This is a genomic window from Sandaracinus amylolyticus (genome assembly GCF_000737325.1).
GTDB lineage: Bacteria > Myxococcota_A > Polyangia > Polyangiales > Sandaracinaceae > Sandaracinus > Sandaracinus amylolyticus.
Map to the genome: position 1 here is coordinate 23019 of NZ_CP011125.1, position 12498 is coordinate 35516.

11 protein-coding genes are annotated in these 12498 nt (G+C 73.7%); 3 read left to right on the forward strand and 8 right to left on the reverse strand.

Annotation, left to right across the window (positions count from 1 at the left end; all coding sequences use genetic code 11):
* The first annotated feature begins 13 nt into the window (after positions 1 to 13).
* Positions 14 to 1072 carry an AgmX/PglI C-terminal domain-containing protein gene (locus tag DB32_RS00120; RefSeq protein ID WP_053230369.1) on the forward strand — a complete coding sequence of 353 codons (1059 nt, stop codon included), beginning with the start codon at positions 14 to 16 and terminating at the stop codon, positions 1070 to 1072.
* 199 nt (positions 1073 to 1271) lie between these two features.
* On the opposite strand, the gene DB32_RS00125 is transcribed toward DB32_RS00120, so the two are convergent.
* The gene (locus tag DB32_RS00125) at positions 1272 to 1679 is read right to left on the reverse strand and encodes an ATP-binding protein (protein ID WP_053230370.1); all 408 of its coding nucleotides are present in this window, start codon (positions 1677 to 1679) and stop codon (positions 1272 to 1274) included.
* Between the two features lie 50 nt (positions 1680 to 1729).
* Between DB32_RS00125 and DB32_RS00130 the strand changes: the two genes are divergently transcribed.
* Positions 1730 to 2290: a hypothetical protein gene (locus DB32_RS00130; RefSeq protein ID WP_053230371.1), complete on the forward strand. Its 561-nt coding sequence runs from the start codon at positions 1730 to 1732 to the stop codon at positions 2288 to 2290.
* Positions 2291 to 2297: 7 nt separating this feature from the next.
* Here the strand turns inward: DB32_RS00130 and DB32_RS00135 are convergent, their stop codons facing one another.
* From DB32_RS00135 to DB32_RS00150, 4 genes are all read right to left on the reverse strand, one after another.
* On the reverse strand, positions 2298 to 2963 hold the full coding sequence (locus DB32_RS00135; RefSeq protein WP_053230372.1) for an ATP-binding protein: 666 nt from the start codon (positions 2961 to 2963) through the stop codon (positions 2298 to 2300).
* Positions 2960 to 4396, reverse strand: a complete 1437-nt coding sequence (locus DB32_RS00140; protein WP_157068535.1) for a GGDEF and EAL domain-containing protein — start codon at positions 4394 to 4396, stop codon at positions 2960 to 2962. The genes DB32_RS00135 and DB32_RS00140 overlap by 4 nt, the downstream gene beginning before the upstream one ends.
* A gap of 28 nt (positions 4397 to 4424) precedes the next feature.
* Positions 4425 to 6407, reverse strand: a complete 1983-nt coding sequence (locus tag DB32_RS00145; RefSeq protein WP_169791273.1) for a sigma-54-dependent transcriptional regulator — start codon at positions 6405 to 6407, stop codon at positions 4425 to 4427.
* Between the two features lie 103 nt (positions 6408 to 6510).
* Positions 6511 to 7644: a GAF domain-containing protein gene (locus DB32_RS00150; RefSeq protein WP_053230375.1), complete on the reverse strand. Its 1134-nt coding sequence runs from the start codon at positions 7642 to 7644 to the stop codon at positions 6511 to 6513.
* A gap of 147 nt (positions 7645 to 7791) precedes the next feature.
* Here DB32_RS00150 and DB32_RS00155 point away from each other — a divergent pair, with 147 nt between their 5' ends.
* Positions 7792 to 9402: a GAF domain-containing protein gene (locus tag DB32_RS00155; RefSeq protein WP_053230376.1), complete on the forward strand. Its 1611-nt coding sequence runs from the start codon at positions 7792 to 7794 to the stop codon at positions 9400 to 9402.
* Here DB32_RS00155 and DB32_RS00160 read toward each other — a convergent pair.
* The 3 genes from DB32_RS00160 to DB32_RS00170 are packed head-to-tail and all read right to left on the reverse strand — an operon-like array spanning position 9390 to position 12460.
* The gene (locus DB32_RS00160; RefSeq protein WP_157068536.1) at positions 9390 to 10013 is read right to left on the reverse strand and encodes a hypothetical protein; all 624 of its coding nucleotides are present in this window, start codon (positions 10011 to 10013) and stop codon (positions 9390 to 9392) included. The genes DB32_RS00155 and DB32_RS00160 overlap by 13 nt on opposite strands.
* Positions 10014 to 10047: 34 nt before the next feature.
* A complete protein-coding gene (locus tag DB32_RS00165) occupies positions 10048 to 10809 on the reverse strand; it encodes a rhomboid family intramembrane serine protease (protein ID WP_083458438.1) in 762 nt (253 codons plus the stop codon).
* Between the two features lie 7 nt (positions 10810 to 10816).
* Complete coding sequence (locus DB32_RS00170; protein WP_157068537.1) at positions 10817 to 12460, reverse strand: hypothetical protein; 1644 nt, start codon at positions 12458 to 12460, stop codon at positions 10817 to 10819.
* Positions 12461 to 12498: the final 38 nt, after the last annotated feature.

Sequence of the window (12498 nt, forward strand, 5' to 3'; positions counted from 1 at the left end):
CTGCGAGGCCGACTTGCTCCGACCCCCGCTCATCGTCCTCGGCGCGCTCTCGCTCGTGACCCTCGTCGCGTGCGGCAGCGCGCCGAGCCGTTCCGTCGCGTCGCGCCCACGCCGCGCGACCATCGCGACCGGCGCGATCCAGTCGGGCGCAGTCTACACGATCGACCACGACGTCGAAGAGCGCCTCGACGGCGTGCTCCAGCGGGTGCGCCACACCCGCGTCGTGCTGTGGATCGGCGCCCGTGGCGACGACGGCGCCTACCCCGCGACCGCGACGCTCACCCAGCAGCAGGAGGGCGATCAGGCCAGCGCGACAGTCGACGTGGTGTTGCAGCTCGCGCCCGACGGAACGTTGCGCGGCGATCCCATCCTCGTCTGTGACCGAGGGGGCGACGATCTCGCCGACGCGCGCTTCATCCGCCACGTGATCGCGCCCTATCCCCGGGCGCGTTCGAGCGAGCTCTTCGTCGAGCAGCGCGAGCAGCCGCTCGTCGCGCGCACGCGTCGCGTGGCCGACGGGCTCCGCGCGGAGGCGACGCTCGAGCTCGACGACGATCCGATCGCGCTCGCGCACGCCACCGGCCTCGCGCGGGTGCGGGTGATCGCGGATCTCGACGAGGTCGACGCGATGGCGTTCGACGTTCGCACGCGCATCGAGGGGACCTCGATGGTGCGCGACGACGGAACGCCGGAGCGCTCGCGCGCGGTGCGCATCGACGAGCACACGCGAAGCGTGCGCACCGGCGTCGAGCGTCCGCCCTCGACCTCGTGCGGGTACGACGTGCGTGCCGTCATCCGACGCATCCAGGCGCAGCAGCACGTGCTCCGCGGTTGCTACCAGCAGCAGCTCCGCGACGACCCGGCGCTCCGGGGCCGCATCAAGGTGCGGATGACGATCGAGGCGGAGAGCGGCGAGGTGACCGGCGTGCGCGTCGTGGAGCGCTCGATGCCCGGCGCGCGGGGCGAAGCCGTCGCCGCATGCATCGTCGAGGAGATGGACGGCTGGGTGATCGACCCCGGCCCGGAGGGCGCCTCCGTCACGTACCAGTTCCCGTTCGTGTTCGAGCCCTAGTAGGCGCGTTGTTCCGAGCCGGGACGCGATTTTTGGCGAGAAATCGCGTTTTTCCGAGCCGGGACGCGATTTTTGGCGACAAATCGCGTTTTTCCGAGCCGGGACGCGATTTTTGGCGAGAAATCGCGTTTTTCCGAGCCGGAACGCGAGCTCTGGCGGGACATCCCATTCCCGTCCTCGTGCTCGGCCGTCCCCGTGCTCACCACCTCTTCACGATCCGCACCCTCGTCCCGACCCCCACCTCGCTCTCCACCACCATCCCGTCCGCGAGCCGCCTCACCGCGCCGAGCCCGATCCCGAGCCCCGCGCCCATCGGCTTCGCCTCGCCCGGCTCGCGCTGCCGTCCCTGGGACCATCCGTCGCGCATCGCGTCCTCGATGCTCGCGATCCCCGGGCCCTCGTCGCGCACCTCGACCTCGATGCCGTCCTCGATGACCCGCAGCTCGAGCCGACCCTCGCCGCCGCCGTGGCGCACCGCGTTCGAGAGCAGCTCGGTCACGCACAGCACGAGCTCGCCCGACGCGCGCATCCCGAGCCCGTTCCGCCGCGCGAACGCGCCCGCTTCCGCGCCGCACGCGAGCCGGTCCGCCTGGCTCGTGCAGCGCATCGTCAACGCGGCCCTGTTCCGTGGCCTCGCGCTCATGCAGTCTGTGCCCCGTGCTCCGTGGCCTCGCGCATCTCGTTCGTCCGTTCCCCGGTGAGACCGCCTGCGGCGACGACGTCGTCGTGGTGCGCCACGAGACCGCGATCCTGATCGCGGCGATCGACGCGCTCGGTCACGGCGAGAAGGCCGAGGAGGTCGCGCGCGCCCTGCGCGCCTCGCTCGAGAGCGCCGACGTCTCGCTCGGCCTGCGCGCGCTCTTCGACCGTGCCCACACCGCGCTCCGCGGCTCCCGCGGCGCGGCGATGACCGCGGTGCTCGTGCGCGCCAGCGAGGTCGACGCGTGCGGCGTCGGCAACGTCGCGCTGCGCGCCGAGGGGCTCGCGCTCTCGTTCGTCCCCACGCCCGGCGTCGTCGGGGTGCGCATGCCGAGGCTCCGTCCCGTGCAGTGCGCGCGCGCCGCGGGCGCTCGCATCGTGCTCGCGACCGACGGGATCTCCACCCGCATGTCGCTCTCGGACACGCGCAGCCGCGACGCGGCCCAGGCGTGCCGCGAGCTCTTCGATCGTCACGCCAAGGATCACGACGACGCCACGCTCGTGGTGATCGACCTCTGAGCCGGGCTCACCGCGCGCTCCCTGCGCTCGTCGGATCGAGCACGACCGTCGCCTCGACGCGGGTGCCGCGCGGGCTCGTCCTCACGTCGAAGTCGTCGACCAGGCGCTTCACGCCGACGAGCCCCTTGCCCATGCCGGTCTTGCTCACGTAGCTCCCGTCGAGCACCGACTTCAGGTCCGCGATCCCCGGACCTTCGTCCTCGACCACGATGCGCAGCGCCGCGCCGCCGCGCAGCGGCGTCAGCGTCACCACGCCGCGTCTTCCTCCCGAGGGCCCTCCCGAGGGCACGGCGTAGAGGCTCACGTTGCGCGCGAGCTCGCTGACCGCCGTCGCCACGCGCTGCATCACGAGCGCGCGCGAGCCCATCGTCTGGCAGAGCTGACGCGCCGCGAGGCGCGCCTCGATCACGTCGCGCTCCTCCGCGATCTCGATGCGCACCTCGGTCGCCTCGCTCGGCGCGAGCGCGAGGATCTGCCGCTTGATCGTGTCCTCCAGGCGCGCGCCTCCGAAAAGACGAACGCCGCGCTCGAGCGCCTCGACCAGATCGGGCAAGCGTCCGACGTCGATCGCGCGGTCGCCTCCGGCCGCGCGGGCGAGCATCGCGCGCGCATGGAGCGGCGAGATGTGCTGCTCGAGGATCGCGAGCACCGCGCTCTGCGCGACCGTGCTCAACGCGCGCCTCCGGGCGGCAGGCGCGGCACCTGGCTCGTGCCGCGCCCGAAGAGCCAGCCCTGCAGCAGATCGCACCCGAGGCTCGTGAGCGCGTCGCGCTCGCCCTCGGTCTCGACCCCTTCGGCGACGACGATCTGTCCGCGCTGGTGCGCGAACTCGACGAGCGCCTGCACCAGGGTGCGCCGCGCGGCGGACCGATCGAGGTCGGCGATCAGCGCGCGATCGAGCTTCACGTAGTCGAGGTCGAGCTCGGACATCCAGCGCAGCGTCGCGTAGCCCGCGCCGAGATCGTCGAGCGCGACCCGGAAGCCGAGCGCGTGCAGGCGGTCGATCGCGGCGCGCGCCGCATCGAGGCTCGAGAGGCGCGCGCACTCGCCGATCTCGAGCACCACGCGAGGCGCGATCGCGCGCAGCTCTCCCTCGGGATCGACCAGCGTCGGGTCGGCGAGCTCGTGCGGGTGCAGGTTCAAGAAGAGCGGCACGAGGCTGGGATCGCGGCGCAGCGGCTCGGTCGCGACGCTGCGCACGAGCCGCCCGATCTCCCAGACCACGTCGGACGCCGCGGCGGCGGCGAAGAGCGCGGCGGGCGAGGCGTAGCGCTCGAGGCGAGGCCGGCAGAGCGCCTCGCACGCGACGACCTCGTGATCGCCCGCGCGCACGATCGGCTGGTGCACGAACGCGAGGGCGCGCGCTCCGCGGCGCTCGAGCAGCGCGTGCACCACGCGCTCGGCGATGCCGCACGCGCCGTCGTGCGCGGGCTGGTAGGCGAGCGTGCAGTTGCGGCCTTCGCGCTTGCCGACGCGCAGCGCGGCGCGCGCGCTCACGACGAGCTCGCGCGCGTCGGGCGCGTCCTCGGGGAACGTCGCGACGCCGGCCGAGGCGGAGCAGGTGTGGCCGGCGAGGAAGCGCAGCGACGCGATCGCGGCGCGCTTGCGATCGGCCCACGCGACGGCCTCCTCGCGCGACCATCCGGCGAGCAGCGCGGCGAACTCGTCGCCGCTCGAGCGCACGACGACCGGCGCGCCGCCGCGGGCGGGGATGTCCTCGTCGACCGCATCGAGCGCGCGCGCGATCTCACGCATCACCTCGTCGCCCGAGGCGTGGCCGACGATGCGGTTCACCTCGCCGAAGCGATCGAGGTCGAGCACCACGACCGACACCGGTTGATCCCGCGCTTCGGAGCGCGCGATCGCACGCTCGAGCCACGCGTGCAGCGCGTGGTGCCCCGGCAATCCGGTGAGCGGGTCGACCCCGGCGCGCGCGAGCCCTGGCGGGATCGAGCGGAGGGCCGAGGGCTCGGGCACCTCGGGCTCTCGCTTCGGAACGTGCAGTGTCATCGTGGGCGCGGCCCCCTTCGCAAAGGAAACGCCAGCCCTCGTTGGCGGGGAAATCGAAGATTCGTCACGCGTCCGGGGGAGGACGGAGGTGTCCACGGTGGACACTCCTGTCCGCGGCGCGAGCTCAGCCCTCGGGCGAGATCCCGAGCTGCTTCAGCCGCCGGTACAACGTCGTTCGCGACATCCCGAGCGTGCGCGCCACCTTCGCGACGTTGCCGTCGAAGCGCCGCATCAGCTCGCGGATCTGCGCGTCCTCGCGCTCCGCCGGGCTCGGCGGGACCGCAGGCGCGCCGACGAACACCGGACGCTCGGGAGGCGCGGGCGGCGGCGTGACCGAGCGCGACGCGGTGCGCACCGGCACGCGCTCGCCGAGGTCGGGGAAGTGACGCGGCAGGAGCGGCCCGCCGCGCGCGAGGAGCAGCGCGCGGATGAGCGCGTTGCGCAGCTCGCGCACGTTGCCCGGCCAGTCGTAGCGCTCGAGCAAGTCGACCGTCGCGCGCGGCAGCTCGGTCGTCGGGCTGCCGAGGCTCGCGAGGAGGCGCCGCGCGAGCGGCGCGAGATCGCCGGTGCGCTCGCGCAGCGCGGGCAGCCGGATCGAGAGCACGTTGATCCGGAAGAAGAGGTCCTGACGGAACCGTCCGCGCGCGACCTCGTCCGCGAGATCGCGGTTCGTCGCGCACACGAGCCGGAAGTCGCTGCGCCGCGTGTTGCTCTCGCCGAGCCGGCGGAACGACTTGTCCTCGAGCACCTTGAGCAGGCGCGCCTGGGTCTCGAGGTTCATCTCACCGATCTCGTCGAGGAAGAGCGTGCCGCCCGAGGCCTCTTCGAGCAGACCGCGGCGATCGCGCACCGCCGACGTGAACGCGCCGCGGGCGTGCCCGAAGAGCTCGCTGTCGAGCAGCTCGCCGCGCAGCGCCGAGCAGTTGAGCGCGACGAAGGGCGCGTGGTGCCGCGCGCCGTGCGCGTGGATCCACTCCGCGAGCACGCCCTTGCCGGTGCCGGTCTCGCCGCTGATCAACACCGTCTCGTCGTGCTCCGCCGCGAGCCGCGCCTCGTCGGCGACCCGGAGCATGCCCGGCGAGCGCCCGAAGTCCGCGGCGAGCGCGTCGTCGACGCTCTCGTCGATGCGCACCGCGCGCGCGCCCACGCCGAGGTCGAGCTGCTCGATCAGCGCGCGCTCGAGGCTCGCCTTCGCCTCCGCGAGCTCGCGCTCGAGGCGGCGGCGATCCTCCTCGATGAGCTTCTGCTCGGTCACGTCGACGAGCACGCCCGAGATGCGCAGCGGCTCGCGCTGCACCTCGTTCGCGAGCACGCGCACCCAGCGCACCTGCCCGTCGCCGCCGAGGACGCGCACCTCGTCGGGAGAGCGCGTGGCCTCGCCGTGGATCACCTCGGCGAGGTACTCGCTGACCCGGAGGCGATCCTCTTCGTGGACCGCCTCGATCCAGCCCGCGTCGTGGCGCGCGACGTCGCCCATCTGCTCGACCAGGCGCCCGCCGAGGTACGTCAGGCGCATCGTCGCGCAGTCGAGCTCGTAGACCGCGAGCGGCAGGCCCTCGATGAGCTGCTGGTAGCGCTCGTGCGAGACCCGGAGCTCGTGCGCGCGACGCTCGACCGCTTGCTCCATCGCCTCGAGCCGCGCGCGCTCGCGATCGAGATCCTTGCCCGCGCGATCCCGCGAGCGCTTGCGCGCGAGCGCCTCGGAGACGGTGCGCCGCACCACGCGCCCGCTCACCGGCTTCACGAGGTAGTCGAACGCGCCGTGGCGCACCGCTTCCTGCGCGGTCTCCACCGAGGGCTCGCCCGAGATCAGGATCACCTCGACGTCGCGCTCGCTGCCGCGCAAGCGCGAGAGCAGCTCGAGCCCGGTCGGGCCGCGCAGGTAGATGTCGCTGACCACGACCTCGATGCCGTGCTCGTCGACCCACTGCGCGCCGGTCATCGCGTCGTGCGCGACGAACACGTCGTGCGCGTCCTGCTGGAGGAGGAGCCGCAGCGTCTCGGCGACCTGGGTGTCGTCGTCGACGATGAGCACGCGCCCCGGCGCGCCCTCGGCGCTCACCGCGGTGTGGGAGCCGGATCGCGGGGGGCTCGCGGTCTCCTCCATCGCGGGCATCCTACCAGCCGTCGGTCGCGAGACGGACGGCAGGTGCGTGGTGGCTGGCGGCTCCCGGCGGTGCGCCGGATGTCGCGTGCTGGGCATGTCGTGATCAGCGGCGGGCGGTGCTCGTGCTCTCGTGCGCGCGCGTCTGCTCGCGGCGCGAGCGCTCGCTCTGCAGGGCGTGCAAGAGGCCCTGCTTCAGGTTGCGCAGCGTCTCGAGCTCGCCGAAGTCCGCGCCGAGATCGACCAGCGTCTGCGCGACCAGCGGCTGCAGGCCCGTGAGCACGCAGCGCGCGCCGAGCAGCTCGACCGCGCGCGCGAGCTTCACCAGGCGATCCGCGGTCCCGGTGTCGACCACGTCGACGCCGGTCAGGTCGATCAGCACGAAGCGCGCGTTGCGGCGCGCGACGTCCTCGAGCACGCGCTCGACGAGCATCGCGGCGCGCTCGGAGTCGACGACGCCGATCACCGGCACCGCGAGCACGTCCTCCCACAGCTCGAGCACCGGGCTCGAGAGCTGCTCGACCGCGCCGCGCAGGCGGCGGATGAGCTCCTGGTTCTCGGCGTTGCGCGCCGCGAGATCACGCGTGCGCTCCGCGACCTCCTGCTCGAGCCGCGCCTTGTGCTCCTCGAGCTCGCGGTTCGCGGCGCGCATCGCGTTCTCGGCGGCGAGGCGGTCACGATCGTCCAGGGTGCGCGCGACGAGGTCCGCGATGCTCGCCGCGAGCTGCTCTTCCTCGCGCGAGAACGTGCGCTGCGCGCCGACGTGCTCGTGGCAGAGCACGCCGACCACCTTGCCGCGCCGGCGGATCGGCGCCTCGAGCATCGAGTGGATGTCGAGCGGCTCGAGGTAGCCCGTCTTGAACTCGCGCGTCGCGGCGTGGTGGCGCGCGTCGCTCGCGGCGATCGTGCGATCCTCGGCGAGCGCCGCGAAGTACGCGGGATAGTCCGCCGCCTTGAGCACGAAGCCCGCCGAGTGCGCGGCCTTCGAGCGCTCGAAGAGGTCGACGAGCTCGATCTGCGTGCGGTGCTCGTCGAAGAACCAGATCGACGCGCGCTCGGTGCCGATGCCGTGCGTCGCGGCCTCGGTGAGGAGGCGCCACGCGCGCTGGGGATCGGAGCCGTCGAGCTCGGTGCTCTTCGCGAGCGAGAGCAGGATCTGGTTGTGGCGGCGCAGGACCGCGTCGCGCGGGTCGTCCGTCGGGGGCGAGGACGGCCGGGTGATCACGTTCGGCGGCGACATCGGGAAACGACCTCCTTGGAGCGCGCGCCTCGGAGCACGCCTTATGCCGTCGTGAAATCCTTCCGTTCCGGCGGTGGACGCGCGGACGCTTCTGTCCACCTGGACAGAGTTGTTCGGGACGGGACGGGGGACGTATCGTCGATACACATGGGGAGCGACGACACCGCGACGCCGGACACCGAGCTCCCGCGCCTCCGCGCGATGCTCGAGGCGCTCGGGCACATGTCGCGCAGCTCGCGCAGCCAGGGCGCCGACGTGCGCGCGTCGTTCCGCGCGATCACCGAGGTCGCGGCGACCACGCTCGACGTGGCGCGGGTGGGGATCTGGCTCTTCGACGACGCCGAGCGCAGCACGCTGCGGTGCGCGTGCCTCTTCGATCGCAGCACCGGCACGCACACCGAAGGGCTCGTGATCACGCGCGGTGATCACCGCGTGTACTTCGAGGCGCTCGACTCGGATCGCATCATCGACGCGCACGACGCGCGGAGCGATCCGCGCACGTCGGCGCTGCGCGAGAGCTATCTCGACCACTACGGCGTGGGCGCGCTGATCGACGCGCCGGTGGTCGGCGGCGTGGGCTCGGTGGGCGTCGTCTGCCACGAGCACGTCGGGCCGCCGCGCACGTGGAGCGCGGAGGAGCAGCTCTTCGCGGGCTCGATCGGCGACATGGTCGGGCTCGCGATCGAGAGCGCGCGGAGGCGCGAGGCCGAGACGATGCTGCGCGAACGCGAGACCGAGCTGCGGCTCGCGCTGGGCGCGGCACGGATCGCGATCTGGCGGTGGTGGCCTGCGCGCGACGAGCTCGACGTGTCGGACTCGTTCGGCGCGCTGCTCGCGAGGCCGCGCGGCTGGGCTCCGTCGCGCCTCGAGGAGCTGCTGCGCGCGATCGATCCCGCGGATCGCGACGCGGTGCGCGCGGCGTTCGACGCGTCGCGCACCGAGGGCCGCGAGCTGCGCGTGGAGTGTCGCGCGCGCACGCCGCACGGCGGGACGGTGTGGCTCGAGCTGCGCGGCGATCACGACCTCACGGGCACCGGGCGCGAGCACAGCGTGCGCGGCGTCGCGCTCGCGGTGACCGACCGCAAGCAGCTCGAGCAGCGGCTCGCGCACGGGCAGCGCATGGAGGCGGTGGGTCGTCTCGCGGGCGGCATCGCGCACGACTTCAACAACGCGCTGATGACGATCGCCGGGCAGATCGAACTGCTGGAGGGCTCGTTCACGAGCGAGTGGCAGCGCGCGCGCGCTGCCGACATCGAGCGCGCGGTGTTCCAGGCCGGGCACATGACGCGGCAGCTGCTCGCGTTCGCGCGACGCGAGCCCACCGAGGCGCGGGTGATCGACGCGTCGGCGCGGGTGCGCGAGCTCGCGCCGATGCTCGAGCTGCTGGTCGGCGCGCGGGTGCGCATCCGGCTCGACGCGCGGCGCGCGCTGCCGGTGTCGATCGTGCCGGTGCACTTCGATCACCTCGTCGTGAGCCTCGTCGCGAACGCGCGCGATGCGCTCGGCGACGGGGGCACGCTCGAGGTCTCGACGTCGAACGACACGCTCGACGAGTCGCGCGCCGCGGCGCTCGGGCTGCCGCCGGGACGCTACGTGCGCGTCGCGGTCGAGGGCGTCGCGGGCACCGCGATCGCGCCGGGCGTGCTCGAGGCGAGGCTCGGCGGCGAGGGCGCGGTCGCGACGATCGCGGAGGACGGTCGGCTGAGCGCGTACTTCGCGATGGCGAGCACGAGCGACGGCGCCGGTCACTCGGGGTAGTCGACGTCGCAGACGTCCTGATCGGCGGCGTCGTGGCGGGCGCGGCAGATCGCGGCGCGTCGCGCGCAGGGCGCGACGTTCTCGTGCATCGCGCCGGTCGCGCGCTCCGCGAGCCGCACGCAGCGCTCGGCGTGCTCACGACAGTCGTCGAGGAGATCGCCGAGCGTGCCCGCCGGGCCGTTGCCGCAGCCGCCGACGACGGGCGCGAAGCCGGCCTCCTCGAGCGCGCGGATCTCGTGCTCGGTGAGCAGCAGCGACGTGAGGGTCTCGAAGAGGCCGTAGGCCGGGATCTCCGCGTACGCGCGCTCGCGCGTCGCGACCAGCGCGTGCCCGCGCGGCTCGATGCGTGCGCGCGCCGCGGCCCAGTACGGGAGGTAGACGTCGGTGTCGGTGGTGCGGGGCGCGCCGTCGCTCGCGGCGATCGCCTCGTCGACGAACGACCACATCGCGCGCACCGCCTCGGGCGCGTCCGCGATGGGCCCGTTCCACAGCACGAGCCCGTCGACGACGAACGGCTCGTCGCGCGCGAGCGGTGACGCGGCGTCGTCGATGGTCGCGGGGCCGCTCGCACATCCCACCAGCACCACGATCCCCCAGCACGCGATCCGCATTCGCGTGTGGGACGCGCGCACGCGCGATCCGATCTCAGTCCGGATCGAGCCAGCGACGGCGCTCACGATGCTCCTGCACCCGGCGCGCGCGCGACTCGGCGAGGCGATGGCGACGCTCTGCTCGCTCGCGGATCAGCGCCTCGCGGGTCGGCGCGAGCAGACGCTCGAGCGCGAGGCCCGCGACGAACCCGCCCGCGTGCGCGGCGAACGCGACGCCGCCCTGCTCCATCGAGCCCAGCGAGCCCCACGTCATGAGCAGCTGGTACCCGAACCACACGAAGAGGAACACGAACGCGGGCACCTCGACGACGCCGATGACGAACCACGCGAGGATCGGCGCGCGCGGGAAGCGCAGCATGTACGCGCCGAGCACGCCCGCGATCGCGCCCGACGCGCCGACGAGCGGCAGCGTGCCGAACGGCGAGAGCACGACGTGGGTCAGCGCCGCGCAGAGCCCGGCGAGCACGTAGAAGACGACGTAGCGCGCGTGGCCGAGGTGCTCCTCGACGTTGTCGCCGAACACGTGGAGGAACCAGACGTTGCCGAGCAGGTGCATCCACCCGCCGTGCATGAACATCGACGTGAGCGGCGTCGCGAGCGTCCAGAGGCCCGCGGGCGTCGAGAGATCGAGCGCGATCAGCCGGCGCGGCACGAGCCCGAGCAGCGAGACGAACACGTCGATCCCCTGCGGCCCGAGCGACCACGCGAAGACCCACACCACGACGTTCAGCGCGATGATCGTCCACGTGACGAACGGGAAGACGCGGGTGGGGTTGAGGTCGCGGACGGGGAACACGTCGAGATCATTCCTGGGCGCGAGGGTCGACGAGCGCCAGCAGATCCACGATCGCGTCACGTGGGGCGCGCGCTTCGACGCGCACCTCGCCGTCCTCGCGCACCGCGCGCACCACCCACGCCGCGCCGCGCCGCGCGGCGGGCGGCCTCTGCCGCAGCGAGGGCGCGAGGCGCGCGACGAGCGACGGGATCGCCGAGGGCACGAGGTACCCCACGAAGAACGTGCCCTCGGGATCACGCGCGCCCATGACGCGCTCGACGTCGGGGCTCGCGCCGATCCCCGGGCGCTCGGTCGCGATCCGCTCCGCGAGGGATCGGGCGCGCTCCCGCGTGCCCTCGAGCGTGCCCTGCGCGATCACCAATGACGACGCGCCGTCGTGCGCGCCGCGCGCGAGGTGCGCGGTGTCGCAGAGCGTGACCGCGTCGTCGAAGTCGGTGTCGCGCGGCTCGATGCGCTCGCATCCGAGCGGCATCGCGAGGGTCGCGTCGGCCCAGTCGATCGCGAGCGCGTCGCGGAACGGCACGATCGGCGGGACGTGCGGCGAGCGGGTCGCGATCGCGCCCCACGCGCCCTCGGTGTCGAGCCCGACGGCGGCGACCGTCGCGTCGCCGCGCACGTCGGCCCACGCGGCGAGCGCGGTGTCCACGGTCGTGCGCGCACGCGCGTCGATCCGCGCGCCGCCGATCTGCGCGAGGCGCTCGGAGATCGCCGCGCTCGCGCCCTCGCGCGAGGCCTCGTCCTCGACCGACGCCCATGCGAGCACGGTGCCCTCGGGCAGCTCGCGCAGCCCGCGCACCGGCGCGCTCCCCGCGCCCGCGATCCGCCGCGCGAGCGGCGTCTCGGGGCGGACCTCGGCGCGGGCATCGATGACGATCCCGCTCGCGTCGGCATCGAGCTCGAGCGTGACCGCGCCCACGTCGGGCAGCAGCGCGATGCGCTCGGCGAGAGCGGCCTCGATCCCCGCGATCACGGCCTCGGGCTCGCCCAGCACGGGCGCGTCCGCGTGGGCGCCGCGCTCCGCGGTCACGCGCTCGCGCGCCTCGCGCGCGTGGTCCGCGACGAACGCGTCGAGCTCCCGGCGCAGCGTCGCCGCGACGTGCTCGGCGGCTCGAAGCCGCACGCCGTGCGGAGGCTCCGCGGGCATCGCGGTGAACGCCAGCCAGGGCAGCGCCTGCTCGAGCGTCGCGCGGTCGTGGGCGATGACCAGCACGTCCCCCGCGACCGCGGCGGCGCGCTCGCCCGACTCGATCCACGACGCGCCGCGCGACGCGCCCGGCGTGCTCTCGAGCGCGGCGTCGGCGCGGATCCGGAGCGCGCACGCGACCTGCGTCGTCTCGCCCAGGGCGATGCATCGAAGCGGTGAATCGTCTGCGATTACGGCACGTTGCGCGGTGGTCGTGCCGACGATCTGGTCGGCGAGATCGACGATCCGCGACGGGAACAGCGCGCGCAGGTGGCTCTCGGGCAGCACCTCGCGGATGCGCGCGAGCGTCGCATCGCCGCCGATCGCGAGCTCGTAGCGCCATCCCTCGGGCATCGGCGCGGGGCTGCGATCGAGCTCGGGCCGCGGCGCGACGGCGGGCTCGTCGCACGTGCACGCGCCCAGCATCGACGTCAGCACCACGACCGGGACGAAACGAAGGGCTCCCATCGGCGCGGAGTGTACCCACGTCGCGAACGGTTCCCGTC

Bases quoted from the DNA above. Each gene is read 5' to 3' on its own strand.
- DB32_RS00155 (WP_053230376.1), top strand. From the start codon at position 7,792: ATGGGGAGCGACGACACCGCGACGCCGGACACCGAGCTCCCGCGCCTC.
- DB32_RS00150 (WP_053230375.1), bottom strand. From the start codon at position 7,644: ATGTCGCCGCCGAACGTGATCACCCGGCCGTCCTCGCCCCCGACGGAC.
- DB32_RS00125 (WP_053230370.1), bottom strand. From the start codon at position 1,679: ATGCGCTGCACGAGCCAGGCGGACCGGCTCGCGTGCGGCGCGGAAGCG.
- DB32_RS00160 (WP_157068536.1), bottom strand. From the start codon at position 10,013: ATGCGGATCGCGTGCTGGGGGATCGTGGTGCTGGTGGGATGTGCGAGC.
- DB32_RS00145 (WP_169791273.1), bottom strand. From the start codon at position 6,407: ATGGAGGAGACCGCGAGCCCCCCGCGATCCGGCTCCCACACCGCGGTG.
- DB32_RS00170 (WP_157068537.1), bottom strand. From the start codon at position 12,460: ATGGGAGCCCTTCGTTTCGTCCCGGTCGTGGTGCTGACGTCGATGCTG.